The sequence below is a fragment of the Pseudomonas viciae genome, assembly GCF_004786035.1.
GTDB classification, from domain to species: domain Bacteria; phylum Pseudomonadota; class Gammaproteobacteria; order Pseudomonadales; family Pseudomonadaceae; genus Aquipseudomonas; species Aquipseudomonas viciae.
This window is the reverse complement of sequence record NZ_CP035088.1, coordinates 995,588-1,014,077: the sequence shown is the minus strand read 5'-3', so window position 1 is coordinate 1,014,077 and position 18,490 is coordinate 995,588. Positions and strand designations below refer to the sequence as shown.

Here is an 18,490-nt window from a genome sequence, read left to right as displayed (position 1 = left end):
CCCTATCAAGGCCAATGCCTGACCGAATCAGTTAATTTTGAAACGCAGGCGCAGGCCACGCAAACCGAAGCTGACCCAAGGCCAGAGCAAGGCGCTGACCAGCGCTGGCAGCACCAGGGCCAGGGTCGGCTGACGATTGCCGGTCAGCGCGCTGAGCCACAATTGCACCAGTTGCGCCAGGCCGAAGATCACCAGGATCACCAGGCACTGTTGCCACATGGGGAACATCCGCAGGCGTTGTTGCAACGACAGCACCAGGAACGTAATCAGCGTCAGGATCAGCGCGTTCTGCCCCAGCAACGTGCCATAAAGCACGTCCTCGGCCAGGCCCAGGCACCAGGCGGTGACCATGCCGACCTTGTGCGGCAGTGCCAGCGCCCAGAAGGCCAGCAGCAGGGCCAGCCACAGTGGCCGCAGGATTTCCATGAACTGCGGCAGCGGCGAAACGCTGAGCAACAGGCCGATGGCGAAGGTCAGCCAGACCATCCAGCCATTTCCGGATTGAGTACTGCTCATTCTTCTCGTGCTCCCCTGGTGGCTGGCGCGGCGGCCGGCGTGGCGACAGGTGGGTTCGCGGCGGGCCGGGCAGGCTGGGACGCCGGCGCGTGAGTGGTCGAGCGGGTCGGTTTCGCAGCAGGCGTGGCGGCGGGTGCAGCCGCCGGCGTTGTCGCCGGAGCTGCCGCGGCCGGTGCAGGCACTTGCGGTTTGGGCACGGTGGCAGGGACTGGCGCCGGGCTAGCCGTAGCCGGGGTGGCCGACTCGCCGCCCTGGCGGTCCTGGGCTTCCTGGGCCACGGCCGCGTCGTTGGCGCGCTCCTCGGGTGTGCGGTTGTCGCTGAATACCAGCAGCAGGTAACGGCTGCGATTCAACGCAGCCGTCGGCACCGCGCGGACGATGGCGAACGGCTGGCCGGAGTCATGGATGACTTCCTTGACCGTCGCCACCGGATAACCGGCCGGGAACCGCTGACCGAGGCCGGAGCTGACCAGCAGGTCGCCTTCCTTGATGTCCGCGGTGTCGGCCACGTGCCGCAGTTCCAGGCGCTCCGGGTTGCCGGTGCCGCTGGCAATCGCGCGCAAACCGTTGCGATTGACCTGCACGGGAATGCTGTGGGTAGTGTCAGTCAGCAACAGCACCCGGGAGGTGTAGGGCATCAACTCCACCACCTGGCCCATCAGGCCCCGGGCGTCGAGAACCGGCTGGCCGAGAACCACGCCGTCGCGCTCACCCTTGTTGATGATGATGCGGTGGGTGAAGGGGTTGGGGTCCATGCCGATCAATTCGGCCACTTCGACCTTCTCATTGACCAGCGCCGAAGAATTGAGCAACTCACGCAGCCGCACATTCTGCTCGGTGAGGGCCGCGAGCTTCTGCATGCGCCCCTGCAACAGCAGGTTTTCGGTCTTGAGTTTTTCGTTTTCGGCGACCAGTTCGGTCCGGCTGCCAAACTGGCTGGCCACACCTTGCCACAAGCGCTGCGGCAGGTCGGTGATCCAGTAGGACTCCATCAACACCAGCGACATCTGGCTGCGCACTGGCTTGAGCAGCGTGAAGCGGGCATCGACCACCATCAGCGCGACCGATAGCACGGTCAGCACCAGCAGGCGCACACCCAATGAGGGGCCTTTGGCGAAAAGCGGTTTAATAGGCCGCTCCTCCCAGGCAAATGTTCTCTTTATTCATACGGCATCAGACCGGCCTGGATACGAATGACAGAAGATAAACGCCAACGGGCAGCACTGCAAAGTGCTGCCCGGGAGCGAACAACATAGACCACTCCAGCAACATTTATTCGCTGGAGAGCAGGTCCATGGTGTGCTTGTCCATCATTTCCAATGCACGGCCACCGCCGCGGGCAACGCACGTCAGCGGGTCTTCAGCCACGATCACCGGCAGGCCGGTTTCCTGGGCCAGCAGTTTGTCGAGGTCACGCAACAGCGCGCCACCACCGGTCAGCACCAGGCCGCGCTCGGCGATATCCGAGGCCAGTTCCGGCGGCGACTGCTCCAGGGCGCTCTTGACCGCCTGGACGATGGTCGCCAGCGACTCTTGCAGCGCTTCGAGCACTTCGTTGGAGTTGAGGGTGAAGGCCCGTGGAACGCCTTCGGCCAGGTTACGGCCGCGAACGTCGACTTCACGCACTTCACCGCCCGGGTAGGCCGTGCCGATTTCCTGCTTGATGCGCTCGGCGGTGGACTCGCCGATCAGGCTGCCGTAGTTGCGACGCACGTAAGTGATGATCGCTTCGTCGAAACGGTCGCCGCCCACACGTACGGATTCGGCGTAGACCACACCGTTCAGGGAGATCAAGGCGATCTCGGTGGTACCGCCACCGATGTCGACAACCATCGAGCCGCGCGCCTCTTCGACCGGCAGGCCGGCACCGATGGCAGCGGCCATCGGCTCTTCGATCAGGAACACTTCACGGGCACCGGCACCGAGGGCCGATTCACGGATGGCGCGACGCTCCACCTGGGTGGATTTGCAGGGAACACAGATCAGCACACGAGGGCTGGGCTGCAGGAAACTGTTTTCGTGAACCTTGTTGATGAAGTACTGCAGCATTTTTTCGCAGACGCTGAAGTCGGCGATCACGCCGTCCTTCATCGGACGAATGGCGGCAATATTGCCCGGTGTACGGCCCAGCATGCGCTTGGCTTCGGTGCCGACAGCCACGACACTTTTCTGGTTACCGTGGGTGCGGATGGCCACGACCGAGGGTTCATTCAGGACGATACCGCGCTCGCGCACGTAAATAAGGGTGTTGGCAGTGCCCAGGTCAATGGAGAGATCGCTGGAAAACATGCCACGCAGTTTCTTGAACATGGGAAAGGGACCCTAGGCAACGCGTGGGTAAAAAAGTGCGGCAAACTCTAACAACGACAGGGATTTTGGGCAAGGCGCCAATATGTTAAATTGGCCGCTTTTCTGTGCACCAAACCCCACAATCGCGGCCGTAAGGCCGTAGAAATGCGGTAGTGTTCCGACAATCTAACACACGGACAGACTGCGTCCGTTTTGTTTTCCACTGGAGAATCCCATGGCGCTTGAACGCTCCGACGTGGAAAAAATCGCTCATCTGGCCTGTCTGGGCCTCAATGAAGCCGATCTTCCACATATCACTTCTGCCCTGAACAGCATTCTGGGGCTGGTCGACGAGATGCAGGCGGTCAATACCGACGGCATCGAACCCCTGGCCCACCCACTGGAAGCCAGCCAGCGCCTGCGCGCCGACGTCGTGACCGAGTCCAATCACCGCGAGGCCTACCAGTCCATCGCACCAGCGGTCGAAAACGGCCTGTACCTGGTTCCGAAAGTCATCGACTAAAGGGAAAGAGCCTCTCATGCATCACATGACCCTGGCCGAGATCGCCCGCGGACTCGCCGATAAAAAGTTTTCCTCCAAAGAGCTGACCCAGGTTCTGCTGGCGCGTATCGCCCAGCTCAACCCGCAGATCAACAGCTTCATCAGCGTCACCGAAGAACTGGCCCTGAGCCAGGCCAAGGCTGCCGATGCCCGTCGCGCCAACGGTGAAAGCGGCGCCCTGCTCGGTGCGCCGATTGCCCACAAAGACCTGTTCTGCACCCAGGGCATCCGCACCAGTTGCGGCTCGAAGATGCTCGACAACTTCAAGGCCCCGTACGACGCCACCGTGGTCGCCAAGCTGGCCGCCGCCGGCGCCGTGACCCTGGGCAAGACCAACATGGACGAATTCGCCATGGGTTCGGCCAACGAGTCGAGCTACTACGGCGCGGTGAAGAACCCGTGGAACCTGGAGCACGTTCCGGGCGGTTCGTCCGGCGGCTCCGCCGCCGCCGTGGCCGCGCGCCTGCTGCCGGCCGCCACCGCCACCGACACCGGCGGCTCGATTCGCCAGCCGGCGGCGTTCACCAACCTCACCGGCCTGAAGCCCACCTACGGTCGTGTATCGCGCTGGGGCATGATCGCCTACGCCTCCAGCCTCGACCAGGGCGGCCCGTTGGCCCGTACTGCCGAAGACTGCGCGATCCTGCTGCAAGGCATGGCCGGCTTCGACCCGAACGACTCCACCAGCATCGATGAACCGGTGCCGGACTACAGCGCCAGCCTCAGCGGTTCGCTGCAAGGCCTGCGCATCGGTGTGCCGAAGGAGTACTTCAGCGCTGGTCTCGACCCGCGCATCGCCGAGCTGGTTCACAACAGCGTCAAGGAGTTGGAGAAGCTCGGCGCGGTCATCAAGGAAATCAGCCTGCCGAACATGCAGCACGCGATTCCCGCGTACTACGTGATCGCCCCGGCGGAAGCGTCCTCGAACCTGTCGCGCTTCGACGGCGTGCGCTTCGGTTATCGCTGCGAGAATCCGGAAAACCTGATCGACCTGTACAAGCGTTCCCGTGGCGAAGGCTTCGGTGCCGAAGTGCAGCGCCGGATCATGGTCGGTGCCTACGCGCTGTCCGCCGGCTACTACGATGCCTACTACCTCAAGGCGCAGAAAATCCGCCGTCTGGTGAAAAACGACTTCATGGCCGCCTTCAACGAGGTCGACATCATCCTCGGCCCGACCACGCCGAACCCGGCCTGGAAACTCGGTGCCAAGAACAGCGACCCGGTGGCTGAGTACCTGGAAGACGTCTACACCATCACCGCCAACCTCGCCGGCTTGCCGGGCCTGTCCATGCCGGCCGGCTTCGTCGATGGCCTGCCGGTGGGCGTGCAATTGCTCGCACCGTATTTCCAGGAAGGTCGTCTGCTCAATGTGGCCCACCAGTATCAGTTGAACACTGACTGGCACACCCGCACCCCAACCGGCTTCTGAGGAGAAACACATGCAATGGGAAGTCGTGATCGGGCTGGAGATTCATACCCAGCTCACCACCCGGTCGAAAATCTTTTCCGGTAGCTCCACCACGTTCGGCTCCGAGCCCAACACCCAGGCCAGCCTGGTCGACCTGGGCATGCCTGGCGTATTGCCGGTGCTCAATGCCGAAGCGGTGCGCATGGCGGTGATGTTCGGCCTGGCGATTGACGCCGAGATCGGCCAGCACAACGTGTTCGCCCGCAAGAACTACTTCTACCCGGACCTGCCCAAGGGCTACCAAATCAGCCAGATGGAATTGCCGATTGTCGGCAAGGGCCACCTGGACATCGCCCTGGAAGACGGCACGGTCAAACGCGTCGGCATCACCCGGGCACACTTGGAAGAAGACGCCGGCAAGAGCCTGCACGAAGAATTCAACGGTGCCACCGGCATCGACCTGAACCGTGCCGGCACGCCGCTGCTGGAAATCGTCTCCGAACCGGACATGCGCAGTGCCAAGGAAGCCGTGGCCTACGTCAAGGCGATCCATGCGCTGGTGCGTTACCTGGGCATCTGCGACGGCAACATGGCCGAAGGCTCGCTGCGCTGCGACTGCAACGTATCGATCCGGCCCAAGGGCCAGGTTGAATTTGGTACCCGCTGCGAGATCAAAAACGTCAACTCGTTCCGCTTCATCGAGAAGGCGATCAACAGCGAGATCCAGCGCCAGATCGAACTGATCGAGGACGGCGGCAAGGTCATCCAGCAGACTCGCCTGTACGATCCGAACAAGGACGAAACCCGTCCGATGCGCAGCAAAGAGGAAGCCAACGACTACCGTTACTTCCCCGACCCGGACCTGCTGCCGGTAGTCATCGAGAACTCGTTCCTCGACGACGTACGCGCCACCCTGCCGGAACTGCCGCCGCAAAAACGCGAGCGTTTCCAAGCGCAGTTCGGGCTGTCGAGCTATGACGCCAACGTCCTGGCCACCAGCCGCGAGCAAGCCGATTACTTCGAGAAAGTCGTGAGCATCGGCGGCGACGCCAAACTGGCGGCCAACTGGGTGATGGTGGAGTTGGGCAGCCTGTTGAACAAGCAGGGCCTGGAGATCGACGAGTCGCCGGTCTCGGCCGAGCAACTGGGCGGCATGCTGCTGCGGATCAAGGACAACACCATTTCCGGCAAGATCGCCAAGATGGTTTTCGAAGCCATGGCTAACGGGGAAGGCAGCGCCGACGAGATCATCGAGAAGCGCGGCTTGAAGCAAGTCACCGACACCGGTGCGATCAGCGCCGTGCTCGATGAAATGCTCGCGGCCAACGCCGAGCAGGTCGAACAGTACCGTGCGGCAGACGAAGCCAAGCGCGGCAAGATGTTCGGCTTCTTCGTCGGCCAGGCCATGAAAGCCTCCAAGGGCAAGGCCAACCCGCAACAGGTCAACGAACTGCTCAAAAGCAAGCTCGAGGGCTGATTGCCATGGAGCCAGTACCTGTATCTGGCTCATTCCCCTGTGGCGAGGGAGCTTGCTCCCTCGCCACAATGCATTCCACAACCACATTGATGTGGGAATTCCCAACATGAAGCGTCTCCTCGGCGCCTGCGCCCTGCTGTCCCTGTTGGCCGGTTGTGCCAGCCAGAGCGGGACGGTCGATCCACACGGCTACGACCAGACCGGCGTCGCCTCCTATTACGGTGCAAAACACCACGGCAAACGCACCGCCAGCGGCGAGCGTTTCAACCAGAACGGCCTGACCGCCGCCCATCGCCAGTTGCCGTTTGGCACACGGGTAAAAATCACCAATCTGAAAAATAACGACAGCGTCGTGGTCCGTATCAACGACCGCGGTCCGTATACTCGAGGCCGTCTGATCGACGTATCCCGCGCAGCAGCCGAGCAACTGGGCATGCTACGCAGCGGCACCGCACGGGTACGCGTACAAGCCCTCGACGACTGATAGACGGAGCCCGGCCATTTCCCTGATTACCGCCCTACCACTGCTCAGCCTGATCGAATTGCTCGGTGGCCTGTTGTTGCTGATCATTGGCGCCGAGCTGCTGGTGCGGGCTGCCATAGGCCTGGCGGTACGCTTGCAAGTGCGGCCGCTGATCATCGGCCTGACCGTCGTCGCCTTCGGCAGCAGTGCGCCGCAAATGGCCGTCAGTCTGCAGGCGACTCTGGCGCAGAACGCCGACATCGCCGTGGGCAGCGTGATCGGCAGCAGCATCTTCAACATCCTCGTCACCCTCGGGTTGTCGGCGCTGATCATTCCATTGCGCGTCTCACGCCAGTTGGTGCGCCTGGACATCCCGTTGATGATCGGCGCCAGCCTGCTGGTGTTCGTGCTGGCCTGGAACGAGGAACTGACGCAACTGGACGGTGTACTGCTGCTGATGGCCCTGGCGGTGTACCTGGGCCTGTTGCTGCGCCAATCGCGACACTCAGGACGACCGCACCCCGTGGGTGTCGATGTGGCGCAAGGGGCTTGGCCCAAGAGCCTGGCGATGATTGTACTGGGCCTGGCGATGCTGATTTTCGCCGGGCATCTGCTGTTGGGCGCGGCGGTGGAAGTGGCGACGGACCTGGGACTGTCGGAACGCGTCATCGGCCTGACCATCGTTGCCGTCTGCACCTCGCTGCCGGAACTCGCGACGTCGCTGATCGCCGCCCTGCGCGGCCAGCGCGACATCGCGGTGGGCAATGTGATCGGCAGCAACCTGTTCAACCTGCTGGGCGTGCTCGGGGTGACGGCCCTCGTTGCGCCGACGCCGCTCTCGGTCTCGCCCAACGCCCTGGATTTCGACCTGCCGGTGATGCTCGGCGTGGCAGTGTTGTGCCTGCCGGTATTCTATTCCGGCTACCGCGTCACTCGCGCCGAAGGCCTGCTGTTTTTGGGCTTGTACCTGGCCTACGGGCTGCACGTGGTGTCGTTCACCACTGGCATGCCCTTGGCCGGCCAACTGGAACGGCTGATGCTGTTTTATGTGCTGCCGGCCTTGCTCGCGTTTTTGCTGTTCACCTCCCTGCGCGCCTGGCGCCGCCAACACCACAAGAGGGATTTGCCATGACCGACACTCCAAAAACCGGCCTGGACATGCGTCGCCAGGTGATGGGCGACGCCTTCGTCGACCGCGCCCTGGGCAACGCCACCGAATTCACCCAGCCGCTGCAGGACTTCGTCAACGAACATGCCTGGGGCAGCGTCTGGAGCCGCGAAGGCCTGCCGCTGAAAACCCGCAGCCTGATCACCCTCGCCGCCCTCACCGCCCTCAAATGCCCGCAGGAATTGAAAGGCCACGTGCGTGGCGCGCTGAACAATGGCTGCACGGTGGAAGAGATTCGCGAGGCGTTGCTGCATTGCGCGGTGTACGCGGGCGTGCCGGCGGCGATTGATGCGTTTCGGGCGGCGCAGGAAGTGATCGACAGTTATCAGAAATCTTAGTGACTGGGAGATCGCTATCGCGAGCAAGCTCGCTCCCACAGTGGATCTTCGGTGTACATAAAATTCCGGTACACCTGCGATTACCTGTGGGAGCGAGCTTGCTCGCGATTGGCCCTCAAGAACACCACAAGCCAGAACCTATATCCAGCCACCCCACTGCAACACAAAAATCCCCAGATTGGTGGTAATCGCCGCCATCAATGTGGTGATGACGATGATCGCCGCCGCCAGTTCATGGTTGCCATCGGCCGCCCGGGCCATGACGTAACTGGCGGCGGCGGTGGGGCTGCCGAAATACAGGAACAGAATCCCCAGCTCCGCCCCGCGAAAGCCCCAGAGCCAGGCACCGAGGGTGGCCAGCAGCGGCAGGCCGACCATCTTCACCAGGCTTGAACTCAGGGCCATCTTGCCGCTCTTGCGCAAAGCGGCCAGCGACAGCGTGCCACCGATGCAGATCAGCGCCAGGGGCAAGGTCATTTGCGAGAGGTATTTGGCCGAGGTCTCGAACCAGTTCGGCAGGCCGATCTGCCAATAAGCGAACGGCGCGGCAACGATCACGCTGATGATCAGCGGGTTGCTGATCACGCTTTTGCAGATGCTCCACGGGTCGGATTTGATCACCGGGCTGTAGACCGCCAGCACAATGGTCGACAAGGTGTTGTAGAACAGGATCACCAGCGCCGCGAGAATCGCCCCCAGGGAAATCCCGTAGTCGCCATACATGCTCGCCGCCAGCGCCAGGCCGATCACCCCGTTGTTGCCGCGAAACGCACCTTGGGTATAGATGCCGCGATCTTCGCGCGGGCATCGCCAGATCGACCAGCCCCAGGCCAGCGCAAAGCTCACCAGGGTGGCCACCGAGAAATAGATCAACAGGTCCGCCTGCAACGCCGCGTGCAGGTCGGCATGGAGGATGCCGAGGAACAACAGCGCCGGCATGGTGACGTTGAACACCAGCGAGGAGGCGATGTGGATGAAGTTGTCGTTGATCCAATAGATGCGCTTGAGCAACGCCCCCAGAAACAGCATGGCAAACACCGGCGCGGTGATGTTCAGGGTTTCGAGGAAAATTGCCAGCATGCCGGGGGACCTTCAGAGGGCGTCGTTAGGTGGCTAATGATAAGCCACTCACGGCATTGGCGTCTGGTGAAGTGCCTTCGCGAGCAAGCCCGCTCCCACATTTTGTTCTCGGATGAACGCAGAATCTACACTCACCGCAGCCCCTCTGTGGGAGCGGGCTTGCTCGCGAAGACGTCGGCACATCCAACATCAATGCAAGCTGATCCACCGCTTTCGCGAGCAAGCCCGCCCCCACATTGGCTCTTCAGTGGTCAACAGATCAGGTAATCGGCGCCGGGTTGAACAACGTGATGTCGTTGTACAGCTTGTGCCGCTCGGCCCAGGTCTGTTTCTTGCCGCTGGCCACGTCCAGGTAGTAGTGGAACAGCTCCCAGCCCAGTTCTTCGATCGTCGCGCGTCCGGTGGCGATCCGGCCGGCGTCGATGTCGATCAGATCCGGCCAGCGCTGGGCCAGTTCGGTGCGGGTCGAGACCTTCACCACTGGGGCCATGGCCAAGCCGTACGGCGTGCCACGGCCGGTGGTGAAGACGTGCAGGTTCATCCCCGCCGCCAGTTGCAGCGTACCGCAGACGAAATCACTGGCCGGTGTGGCGCAGAAGATCAGGCCCTTTTGCTTGAACCGCTCGCCCGGGCCGAGCACGCCATTGATCGCGCTGCTGCCGGACTTGACGATCGAGCCCAAGGACTTTTCAACGATGTTCGACAGCCCGCCCTTCTTGTTGCCCGGCGTGGTGTTGGCGCTGCGATCCGCCTCGCCCTTGGCCAGGTAACGGTCGTACCAGTCCATCTCGCGCACCAGTTCCTGGGCCACTTCCCGAGTTTGTGCCCGGGAGGTCAGCAGGTAGATCGCATCACGCACTTCGGTGACTTCGGAAAACATTACCGTCGCCCCCGCCCGTAACAACAGGTCCGAGGCATAGCCCAGCGCCGGGTTGGCGGTGATGCCGGAAAACGCATCGCTGCCGCCGCACTGCATGCCCAGGATCAGCTCCGAGGCCGGCACGGTTTCGCGGCGGCGTTGGTCGAGCTTCTTCAGGCGCGTTTCGGCCAGCGCCATGATCTGCTCGATCATTTCGGTAAAGCCGTGGCTGGAATCCTGCAAGCGATACAGCCACGGCTCGCTGAGGTCCACGGAGCTGTCGTTCTCATGCATCACCTGCCCGGCCTGCAATTTCTCGCAGCCCAGGCTGATCACCAACGCCTCGCCCCCCAGGTTCGGGTTGCGTGCCAGATTGCGCACGGTACGAATCGGGATGTACGCATCGGTGGCGGTGATCGCCACGCCGCAGCCGTAGCTGTGGGTCAGCGCCACCACGTCATCGACGTTCGGGTATTTGGGCAGCAACTCGTCCTTGATACGCTTGACCGCGTGATCCAGCACCCCGGTCACACACTGCACCGTGGTGGTGATGCCCAGGATGTTGCGCGTGCCGACAGTCCCGTCGGCGTTGCGATAGCCCTCGAAGGTGTAGCCCTCCAACGGCGCATCGGCCACCGGTACGTCGGTGGACAGCGGCAGGCTGTCCAGCGGCGGCGCGGTGGGCATGCGCAGTTGGTCTTCCTTGACCCAGCTGCCACGGGGGATCGGTTGCAGCGCGTAGCCAATGATCTGGCCGTAGCGGATCACCTCGCCGCCCTCGGGAATGTCTTCCAGAGTGACTTTGTGGCTCTGGGGTACGAAGTCCACGGTGACCAGGCCGTCCGGGAACTCAGTCCCGGCCGGTACGCCCTGGTCATTGACGACAATCACCACGTTGTCCCGCTCGTGCAGGCGGATGTAACGGGGCGAATCGGCATGTTCAATCAGTTGCATTGACGCCGCTCCTTCAGGATTTTGCTTCAGACAGGCTGGAGATACCGGCATCCTTGGCCGTTGGCTCTTTGAGCACGACGCGCTTGATCGGACCGACGATGACCAGGTAGCTGAACACCGCCACCAGTGCGTTGCAACCGACGAACACCAGTGCCCACTTGAACGAACCGGTGGCGCTGATGATGTAGCCGATGACGATTGGCGTAGTGATCGATGCCAGGTTGCCGAAGGTGTTGAACAGGCCACCGCTCAAACCGGCGATCTGTTTTGGCGACGTATCGGAAACCACCGCCCAGCCCAATGCGCCCACGCCTTTACCGAAGAAAGCCAGGGCCATGAAGCCCACCACCATCCATTCGATGTCCACGTAATTGCAGGCCACGATGCTGCTGGACACCAGCAGGCCGGCGATGATCGGCGCCTTGCGGGCGAAGGTCAGCGAGTGGCCCTTGCGCAGCAGGTAGTCGGAAATCACCCCGCCCAATACCCCGCCGATGAAACCGCAGATCGCCGGCAAGGACGCGATAAAACCAGCCTTGAGGATGGTCATGCCACGCTCCTGCACCAGGTACACCGGGAACCAGGTCAGGAAGAAGTAGGTGATGCCGTTGATGCAGTATTGGCCCAGGTACACGCCCAGCATCATGCGGTTGGTCAGCAGTTGGCGGATGTAATCCCACTTCGGACCGTCGGTTTTCTTGCCCTTGCCTTTGTCCTGGTCCATATCGACCATCGCGCCGTTGGCGGCGATGTGATTGAACTCGGCTTCGTTGATCATCGGGTGCTGACGCGGACTGTAGATCACTTTCAGCCAGATCAACGAGAACACGATGCCGATCACGCCCATCACGATGAACACGTGCTGCCAGCCGAAGCGGTAGACGATCCAGCCCATCAGCGGTGCAAACAACACCGTAGCGAAATACTGCGCCGAGTTGAAAATCGCCGAGGCGGTGCCGCGTTCTGCGGTGGGGAACCAGGCGGCGACAATACGTGCGTTGCCCGGGAAGGATGGCGCTTCGGCCAGCCCTACCAGAAAGCGCAGCATGAACAGCGCAACCACAGCCGTGGAGACACCGAACTCACCGACATAGCCTTGCAGCACGGTGAACAGCGACCAGGTAAAAATGCTCAAGGCATAGATTTTTTTCGAGCCGAAGCGGTCGAGCAGCCAGCCGCCGGGAATCTGCCCGGCCACGTAGGCCCAGCCGAAAGCGGAGAAGATATAACCGAGGGTGACGGCGTCGATGCCGAGGTCTTTTTGCAGGCTGGAGCCCGCGATGGCGATAGTTGCGCGGTCGGCGTAGTTGATCGTTGTCACCAGGAACAGCATGAGCAGGATCAAATAGCGGACGCGGGTCGGCTTGGTTTCTTGCATGTCATCTACTTCCACTATTTATTTTTATACAGGAAATCAGGTTGTATGCGATCGGCGCCGGATGCCCGGAGCCGACCGGTATTGCGCTTACGATCCGATGTAGGAAGTCTTCACCACGGTGTAGAACTCTTGCGCGTAGCGACCTTGCTCACGCGAACCATAGGACGAACCTTTGCGCCCGCCGAACGGCACGTGGTAATCCACGCCGGCGGTCGGCAGGTTAACCATCACCATGCCCGCCTGGGAATGGCGCTTGAAGTGGTTGGCATATTTCAACGAAGTAGTGGCGATGCCGGCAGACAGACCGAACTCGGTATCGTTGGCCATCGCCAGCGCCGCCTCGTAGTCCGCCACGCGCACAACGTTGGCCACCGGACCGAAGATCTCTTCGCGGCTGATGCGCATCGACGCTTCGCTGTCGGCGAACAGGGTCGGCGCCAGGAAGTAACCTTCGGTGTCGCACGTCACCAGACCGCCGCCGCTGACCAGCCGCGCACCTTCGCTCTGGCCGATGTCGATGTACTTCAGGTCTTGGTTGAGCTGGGCTTCGGACACCACAGGGCCGATATCGGTGCCGGACTTCAGCGCATGGCCGACCTTGATCGATTGCATGCGTTCGGCCATGGCCGCGACGAACTTGTCGTGGATGCCGGCAGTGACGATCAGGCGGCTCGAGGCCGTGCAACGTTGGCCGGTGGAGTAGAACGCGCTCTGCACCGCCAATTCGACGGCCTGCTTGAGGTCGGCGTCGTCGAGGATGATCTGCGGGTTTTTGCCGCCCATCTCCAATTGCACCTTGGCCTGGCGCGACACGCAGTTGACAGCGATCTGCCGACCCACGCCTACGGATCCGGTGAAGCTGATGCCGTCGACTTTCGGGCTGTTGACCAGGACTTCGCCGACCACACGGCCGCTGCCCATCACCAGGTTGAACGCACCGGCCGGGAAACCGGCGCGGGAAATGATTTCCGCCAAGGCCCAGGCGCAACCGGGCACCAGCTCGGCGGGCTTGATCACCACGCAGTTGCCATAGGCCAGGGCCGGGGCGATTTTCCAGGCAGGGATGGCAATCGGGAAGTTCCACGGGGTGATCAGGCCGACCACACCCAAGGCTTCGCGAGTGACTTCGACGTTAACGCCCGGGCGCACCGACGGCACGTAGTCGCCAGACAGGCGCAAGCATTCGCCGGCGAAGAACTTGAAAATGTTGCCAGCGCGGGTCACTTCGCCGATGGCTTCGGGCAGGGTCTTGCCCTCTTCCCGGGCCAGCAGTTGGCCGAGTTCTTCACGACGGGCGAGGATCTCGCTGCCGACTTTGTCCAGCGCATCGTGACGGGCCTGAATGCCCGAAGTCGACCAGGCCGGGAATGCAGCGCGGGCGGCTTCGATGGCAGCATTGACTTGTGCTGCGTCAGCCTTGGCGTATTCACCGATGACATCGGACAAGTCAGACGGGTTGATGTTGGTGCAGTAGTCAGCACCGGCCACCCACTGACCGTTGATGTAGTTATCGAAACGCTTTGCATCTGTCACGGATGCTTCTCCTTACAAAAAGCCTTACGCAAAAAGCCGCTGATTGCTCAGCGGCCTTGTCGGGTCGGTTACTGCTTGCCTTGCTTGTCGATCAGCGCGGCCAGGGCGTCGTATTCCTCTGGCAGCAGGTCGGTCAGCGGCGTACGTACAGGACCTGCGTCATAGCCGACGATCTTTGCGCCAGCCTTGACGATGCTCACCGCGTAACCGGCCTTGCGGTTGCGGATGTCCAGGTACGGCAGGAAGAAGTCGTCGATGATCTTGCCGACGGTCTCGTGATCGTCACGAGCAATGGCGTGGTAGAAGTCCATCGCGGTTTTCGGAATGAAGTTGAACACCGCCGAGGAGTAGACCGGTACGCCCAGGGCCTTGTAGGCCGCTGCGTAGACTTCAGCGGTCGGCAGGCCGCCCAGGTAGCTGAAGCGATCGCCAAGGCGACGACGGATCGACACCATCAGTTCGATATCGCCCAGGCCATCTTTGTAGCCGATCAGGTTCGGGCAACGCTCGGCCAGTTGTTCCAGCTGAGTGGCGTTCAGGCGGCAGACGTTGCGGTTGTACACCACCACGCCGATCTTCACCGATTTGCACACGGCTTCAACGTGGGCGGCAACGCCGTCCTGGCTGGCTTCGGTCAGGTAGTGCGGCAGCAGCAACAGGCCCTTGGCACCCAGGCGCTCGGCTTCCTGAGCGTATTCGATGGCCTGACGGGTCGCACCGCCGACACCGGCGAGAATTGGCACGCTGGTGGCGCAGGTATCGACGGCGGTCTTGATGACTTGGGAATACTCGCTGGCAGCCAGGGAGAAAAATTCACCGGTGCCGCCTGCTGCGAACAGTGCAGAGGCGCCATACGGGGCCAGCCACTCGAGGCGCTTGATGTAGCTGTCGCGATTGAAATCGCCTTGGGCAGTGAAATCGGTGACCGGGAACGACAGCAGGCCAGACGAGAGGATGGACTTCAGTTCTTGTGGATTCATTATTCGAACACCCTGGACGCAATGATGTGTTGTAGGAAACGGTTCAGCTTCAAGTGAAGTTGTAGGTCATCGTACAACTTAAAATGTGAACGTCAACTGCATTTCGTCTTTTGTCGGGGATCGGCCTGAGGGAGTTTTATCGCTAAGCCTTGTCAATCGGGGCTTTGAGCGGGATTGAAAGACGGATGAAACTGGCCGCCCGAGCACCAGGACCGCTCATCGCCACTGTCAACTCTGCCAGTAGGCACCCTCACGCCATAGGGGCATAACCCAGGCATGACCGGGCAATGCCTGGCCGTAGTCCTTCAATCTTTTAAGTGAGCCCGCCCGTACGCGACGATCAGGGCCGCCTCACAAGGAGCGACATCATGGCGAAGACCTATGCGAAACCGACGCTCAAGGATTTTCCAGCCACTGCAGAAGTCACGATCAGCCTGTCAGACGTAAAGACGTTGACCGTAAAGATTCCGGATGCAGATTTCGACCCGAACTCGTCAGCCCAATTGACCCTAGGCTCCAAGCGCGTGGGCGCTTTTGCCGCCCTGACTGAGGGCGAGGAGGCTACGCCACGCAAAGAGGTGACATTGACTGTAACCAACGCCGACTTGATAGCATTCGAAGGCAAATTGGTTGAGCTTCGTTACGAGGTGAGTTACGAGGCCGGCTGGGACAACGATAAATCCGAGCCGCAAATGTTGCGGATCAACGCGTAGGGCTGCGCGCCTGCTATTTGGTCAGACAGGCGGACCCCATTCCCTCGCCACAGGATGTGCCCACCCTGCCCCCTGGTCGAAACAGGATGGCAAGCGCTTCTAACCCTGCGCTTGCGCCTCTTCATGGGCCTGGCGCAGCCGCTCACGGCTGTTGGTCAGGTGCAAACGCATGGCCGCACGGGCCGCCTCGGAGTCCTGGCGGGCGATGGCGTCGTAGATCTCCTCGTGCTCGCGGCTCAGGCGGTTCATGTAGCGCTGCTGGTCATCGTGGGCCAGGCGCGCCGAGTTCACCCGGGTACGCGGAATGATGCTGGTGCCCAGGTGGGTCATGATGTCGGTGAAGTAGCGGTTGCCGGTGGACAGGGCGATTTCCAGGTGAAAGGCGAAGTCCGAGGCCACCGCATCGCTGGCGTGGGCGGCGCTTTCGTTCAAGGCATCGAGGGCGGCGCGCATCGCCGCCAACTGCTCGTCGCTGCGGCGCTGCGCCGCCAGCCCGGCGGATTCCACTTCCAGGCTGATGCGCAACTCCAGAATCGCCAGCACGTCACGCAAGGTGACCACCGTGGCCGGATCGATGCGAAAACCGCTCGGGCTCGGCGTGTCCAGCACAAAGGTGCCGATGCCATGGCGGGTTTCCACCTGGCCGGCCGCCTGCAAGCGGGAAATCGCCTCGCGCACCACCGTGCGGCTGACGCCATGGGCTTCCATGATCGCCGACTCGGTGGGCAATTTATCGCCACGCTTGAGCAGACCGTCGCGAATCTGCTCGGTCAACACCGTCACCAGCTCCTGCGCCAGGCTGCGGCGCTTGCGGGGAAAGCGTGGTACGTCGATCGGGTTTTCCATGGGTCTGTGTCTCGGCAAACGGCTGAATGGCGTCATCATAGCGCAACGTGGTTGTATGATCACCGTGGGTGCAGAAACCGAGCCGACTTCATCGCGAGCAGGCTCGCTCCCACAGGTTTTGGGTTGTTCAGGCGGTAACGGTGCGCTCCACCAGTTGGCCATTCTCAATACGCACATGGCGCGGGTGGAAACGTTTCAAACTGCTTCGGTGGCCAACGCTGACGATGCTCAGGCCTGGCAATTGGTCAATCAGCGCCTGGTACAGCGTCGCTTCGTCCTCTTCATCCATCGCCGACGTGGCTTCGTCCATGTACAACCATTGCGGTGCATAAAGCAATGCGCGGGCAAAGGCCAGGCGTTGTTGCTCGCCGGGCGAGAGCATGCGCTGCCAGTGGTTGCTTTCATCCAGCCGCGCAATCAGGTGCGGCAGACGACAGGTTTCCAGCACCTGTGCATAACGTTCGTGGGGATAGACATCGCCGGCCTGTGGATAACTCAGCACCTCACGCAGGCTGCCAATCGGCAAATACGGTTTTTGTGGCAAGAACAGATAACGCGCCGTCGGCAGAAGAATGTGGCCATGCCCGGCGGGCCATAAATGCCCCATCGCGCGAAACAGCGTGGATTTGCCACTGCCCGAACGGCCACTGAGCATCACCCGCTCGCCCGGTTCAACGGTCATCTCGGCACTGCTGAGCAGATGACGACCGTCGGCCAGGTCCAGCCCCAGGTTACGCACCTTCAATGCGTCGCCCTGGTTTTGCACATCAATGGCCGGCACACGGTCTTCGTTCTCGCTCATGGCCTGGCGGAAGCTCAGCAAACGATCACAGGTGGCGCGCCACGCGGCGAGGTCGGCGTAGGCGCTGATGAACCAGCTGAAGTTCTCCTGCACATTGCCGAACGCCGAGTTGATCTGCATGAGCTCGCCCAGCTGGATCTTGCCGGCGAAGTAGCGCGGCGCAGCGACGATAAACGGGAAGATGATCGCGATCTGGCCGTAGCCAGAGGTGAAGAACGTCAAGCGCTTGGACACCCGCATGATGTCCCAGAAGTTATGCCAGACCAGGCCGAACCGCCCGCTCAGGCGGCGGTTCTCGTTCGGTTCGCCGTTGTACAGCGCAATGCTTTCGGCGTTCTCGCGCACCCGTACCATGGAGAAACGCAGGTCGGCTTCGAAGCGTTGCTGGTTGTTGTTCAGGGTGATCAAGCGACGGCCGATCAGATGCGTCAACCAACTGCCCACCGCCGCATACACCAGTGCGCACCAGAACATGTAGCCTGGGATGGTGTAGCCGAACACTTCGATGCTGCCCGACACCCCCCACAAAATGATCGAGAACGACACCAGGCTGACCACCGTGCGCAGCAGCCCCAAGCCCAGGCTCAGGGTATTAGTGGTGAAGCTGTTGAGGTCTTCGGAAATCCGCTGGTCCGGGTTATCGGTATAACCGCCCTGCTCCAGTCGGTAATAGTTCTTGTCACAGAGCCAACGAGCAAAATGCTGCTCGGTGAGCCAGGCCCGCCAGCGGATGGTGAGCATCTGTGTGAGGTACAAGCGGTACACCGCGCCAAGGATCGCCACCGCCGCAATGCCGCAGAAATACAGGATCAACTGCCAGAACGCCGCGCTGTCCTTCTCTTGCAGGGCGTTGTAGAAATCCTTGTACCAACTGTTGATCCACACCGAAATCGCCACGCTGAACAGCGACAACGCAATAACAGCGATCAACAACGTCCAGGCCTTGCCCTTCTCCTCACTGCGCCAGTACGGCGTGGTCATTTGCCAGACACGGCGGAAAAACTGCCCGCGCACCGCGTCATTGACCGCGGAATATTCAGCGTTCTGATTCATGGTTAAGGCTCAAATAAAGAAAAGAACAGATTCGGGCCGATCATAGAGCAACGGCCCGATGTGTCGCGAGG

The 18,490-nt window shown here is 61.6% G+C and carries 17 protein-coding genes; 7 read left to right on the top strand and 10 right to left on the bottom strand.

Annotation, left to right across the window (positions count from 1 at the left end):
* Positions 1-27 precede the first annotated feature (27 nt).
* From mreD to mreB, 3 genes are all read right to left on the bottom strand, one after another.
* Complete coding sequence (gene mreD / locus EPZ47_RS04415; RefSeq protein ID WP_003197820.1) at positions 28-516, bottom strand: rod shape-determining protein MreD; 489 nt, start codon at positions 514-516, stop codon at positions 28-30.
* Positions 513-1,646: a rod shape-determining protein MreC gene (mreC, locus tag EPZ47_RS04410; protein ID WP_135843689.1), complete on the bottom strand. Its 1,134-nt coding sequence runs from the start codon at positions 1,644-1,646 to the stop codon at positions 513-515. The genes mreD and mreC overlap by 4 nt, the downstream gene beginning before the upstream one ends.
* A gap of 142 nt (positions 1,647-1,788) precedes the next feature.
* Positions 1,789-2,826, bottom strand: a complete 1,038-nt coding sequence (gene mreB, locus EPZ47_RS04405) for a rod shape-determining protein MreB (RefSeq protein ID WP_002555108.1) — start codon at positions 2,824-2,826, stop codon at positions 1,789-1,791.
* Between the two features lie 214 nt (positions 2,827-3,040).
* Here mreB and gatC point away from each other — a divergent pair, with 214 nt between their 5' ends.
* The 6 genes from gatC to EPZ47_RS04375 all read left to right on the top strand — a co-directional run bounded on the left by gatC (position 3,041) and on the right by EPZ47_RS04375 (position 8,221).
* A complete protein-coding gene (gene gatC / locus EPZ47_RS04400) occupies positions 3,041-3,328 on the top strand; it encodes an Asp-tRNA(Asn)/Glu-tRNA(Gln) amidotransferase subunit GatC (RefSeq protein ID WP_003197816.1) in 288 nt (95 codons plus the stop codon).
* Between the two features lie 16 nt (positions 3,329-3,344).
* Positions 3,345-4,796, top strand: coding sequence for an Asp-tRNA(Asn)/Glu-tRNA(Gln) amidotransferase subunit GatA (gatA, locus tag EPZ47_RS04395; protein ID WP_135843688.1), 1,452 nt, complete (start codon positions 3,345-3,347; stop codon positions 4,794-4,796).
* Positions 4,797-4,806: 10 nt separating this feature from the next.
* Entirely contained in the window at positions 4,807-6,252 is a 1,446-nt protein-coding gene (gene gatB, locus EPZ47_RS04390; RefSeq protein ID WP_135843687.1) for an Asp-tRNA(Asn)/Glu-tRNA(Gln) amidotransferase subunit GatB, read from the top strand.
* Positions 6,253-6,358: 106 nt separating this feature from the next.
* A complete protein-coding gene (locus tag EPZ47_RS04385) occupies positions 6,359-6,736 on the top strand; it encodes a septal ring lytic transglycosylase RlpA family protein (RefSeq protein WP_092225335.1) in 378 nt (125 codons plus the stop codon).
* Positions 6,737-6,785: 49 nt separating this feature from the next.
* The gene (locus tag EPZ47_RS04380) at positions 6,786-7,847 is read left to right on the top strand and encodes a calcium/sodium antiporter (protein WP_135843686.1); all 1,062 of its coding nucleotides are present in this window, start codon (positions 6,786-6,788) and stop codon (positions 7,845-7,847) included.
* The gene (locus EPZ47_RS04375) at positions 7,844-8,221 is read left to right on the top strand and encodes a carboxymuconolactone decarboxylase family protein (RefSeq protein ID WP_135843685.1); all 378 of its coding nucleotides are present in this window, start codon (positions 7,844-7,846) and stop codon (positions 8,219-8,221) included. Before EPZ47_RS04380 ends, EPZ47_RS04375 begins: the two co-directional genes overlap by 4 nt.
* Before the next feature lie 138 nt (positions 8,222-8,359).
* On the opposite strand, the gene EPZ47_RS04370 is transcribed toward EPZ47_RS04375, so the two are convergent.
* From EPZ47_RS04370 to kdgD, 5 genes are all read right to left on the bottom strand, one after another.
* Complete coding sequence (locus EPZ47_RS04370) at positions 8,360-9,301, bottom strand: AEC family transporter (protein ID WP_135843684.1); 942 nt, start codon at positions 9,299-9,301, stop codon at positions 8,360-8,362.
* 259 nt (positions 9,302-9,560) lie between these two features.
* Positions 9,561-11,114: a galactarate dehydratase gene (gene garD / locus EPZ47_RS04365; protein ID WP_135843683.1), complete on the bottom strand. Its 1,554-nt coding sequence runs from the start codon at positions 11,112-11,114 to the stop codon at positions 9,561-9,563.
* A 13-nt stretch (positions 11,115-11,127) separates the two neighbouring features.
* Complete coding sequence (locus tag EPZ47_RS04360) at positions 11,128-12,492, bottom strand: MFS transporter (protein WP_135843682.1); 1,365 nt, start codon at positions 12,490-12,492, stop codon at positions 11,128-11,130.
* Positions 12,493-12,579: 87 nt separating this feature from the next.
* Entirely contained in the window at positions 12,580-14,025 is a 1,446-nt protein-coding gene (locus tag EPZ47_RS04355) for an aldehyde dehydrogenase family protein (RefSeq protein WP_135843681.1), read from the bottom strand.
* A 68-nt stretch (positions 14,026-14,093) separates the two neighbouring features.
* Positions 14,094-15,005 (bottom strand): 5-dehydro-4-deoxyglucarate dehydratase, encoded by a 912-nt coding sequence (gene kdgD, locus EPZ47_RS04350; RefSeq protein WP_135843680.1) that lies wholly within the window; start codon positions 15,003-15,005, stop codon positions 14,094-14,096.
* 368 nt (positions 15,006-15,373) lie between these two features.
* Here kdgD and EPZ47_RS04345 point away from each other — a divergent pair, with 368 nt between their 5' ends.
* A complete protein-coding gene (locus EPZ47_RS04345) occupies positions 15,374-15,718 on the top strand; it encodes a hypothetical protein (RefSeq protein WP_135843679.1) in 345 nt (114 codons plus the stop codon).
* A gap of 99 nt (positions 15,719-15,817) precedes the next feature.
* On the opposite strand, the gene EPZ47_RS04340 is transcribed toward EPZ47_RS04345, so the two are convergent.
* Positions 15,818-16,564: a FadR/GntR family transcriptional regulator gene (locus tag EPZ47_RS04340; RefSeq protein WP_018601868.1), complete on the bottom strand. Its 747-nt coding sequence runs from the start codon at positions 16,562-16,564 to the stop codon at positions 15,818-15,820.
* 127 nt (positions 16,565-16,691) lie between these two features.
* Positions 16,692-18,419 carry an ABC transporter ATP-binding protein/permease gene (locus EPZ47_RS04335; protein ID WP_135843678.1) on the bottom strand — a complete coding sequence of 576 codons (1,728 nt, stop codon included), beginning with the start codon at positions 18,417-18,419 and terminating at the stop codon, positions 16,692-16,694.
* Between the last annotated feature and the right edge of the window lie 71 nt (positions 18,420-18,490).

Excerpts from the sequence above, each read along its gene's own strand:
- gatC (WP_003197816.1), top strand. The coding sequence starts at position 3,041 with ATGGCGCTTGAACGCTCCGACGTGGAAAAAATCGCTCATCTGGCCTGT.
- EPZ47_RS04360 (WP_135843682.1), bottom strand. The coding sequence starts at position 12,492 with ATGCAAGAAACCAAGCCGACCCGCGTCCGCTATTTGATCCTGCTCATG.
- EPZ47_RS04345 (WP_135843679.1), top strand. The coding sequence starts at position 15,374 with ATGGCGAAGACCTATGCGAAACCGACGCTCAAGGATTTTCCAGCCACT.
- kdgD (WP_135843680.1), bottom strand. The coding sequence starts at position 15,005 with ATGAATCCACAAGAACTGAAGTCCATCCTCTCGTCTGGCCTGCTGTCG.
- EPZ47_RS04370 (WP_135843684.1), bottom strand. The coding sequence starts at position 9,301 with ATGCTGGCAATTTTCCTCGAAACCCTGAACATCACCGCGCCGGTGTTT.
- garD (WP_135843683.1), bottom strand. The coding sequence starts at position 11,114 with ATGCAACTGATTGAACATGCCGATTCGCCCCGTTACATCCGCCTGCAC.
- gatB (WP_135843687.1), top strand. The coding sequence starts at position 4,807 with ATGCAATGGGAAGTCGTGATCGGGCTGGAGATTCATACCCAGCTCACC.
- EPZ47_RS04340 (WP_018601868.1), bottom strand. The coding sequence starts at position 16,564 with ATGGAAAACCCGATCGACGTACCACGCTTTCCCCGCAAGCGCCGCAGC.
- mreB (WP_002555108.1), bottom strand. The coding sequence starts at position 2,826 with ATGTTCAAGAAACTGCGTGGCATGTTTTCCAGCGATCTCTCCATTGAC.
- mreD (WP_003197820.1), bottom strand. The coding sequence starts at position 516 with ATGAGCAGTACTCAATCCGGAAATGGCTGGATGGTCTGGCTGACCTTC.
- gatA (WP_135843688.1), top strand. The coding sequence starts at position 3,345 with ATGCATCACATGACCCTGGCCGAGATCGCCCGCGGACTCGCCGATAAA.
- EPZ47_RS04335 (WP_135843678.1), bottom strand. The coding sequence starts at position 18,419 with ATGAATCAGAACGCTGAATATTCCGCGGTCAATGACGCGGTGCGCGGG.
- EPZ47_RS04375 (WP_135843685.1), top strand. The coding sequence starts at position 7,844 with ATGACCGACACTCCAAAAACCGGCCTGGACATGCGTCGCCAGGTGATG.
- EPZ47_RS04385 (WP_092225335.1), top strand. The coding sequence starts at position 6,359 with ATGAAGCGTCTCCTCGGCGCCTGCGCCCTGCTGTCCCTGTTGGCCGGT.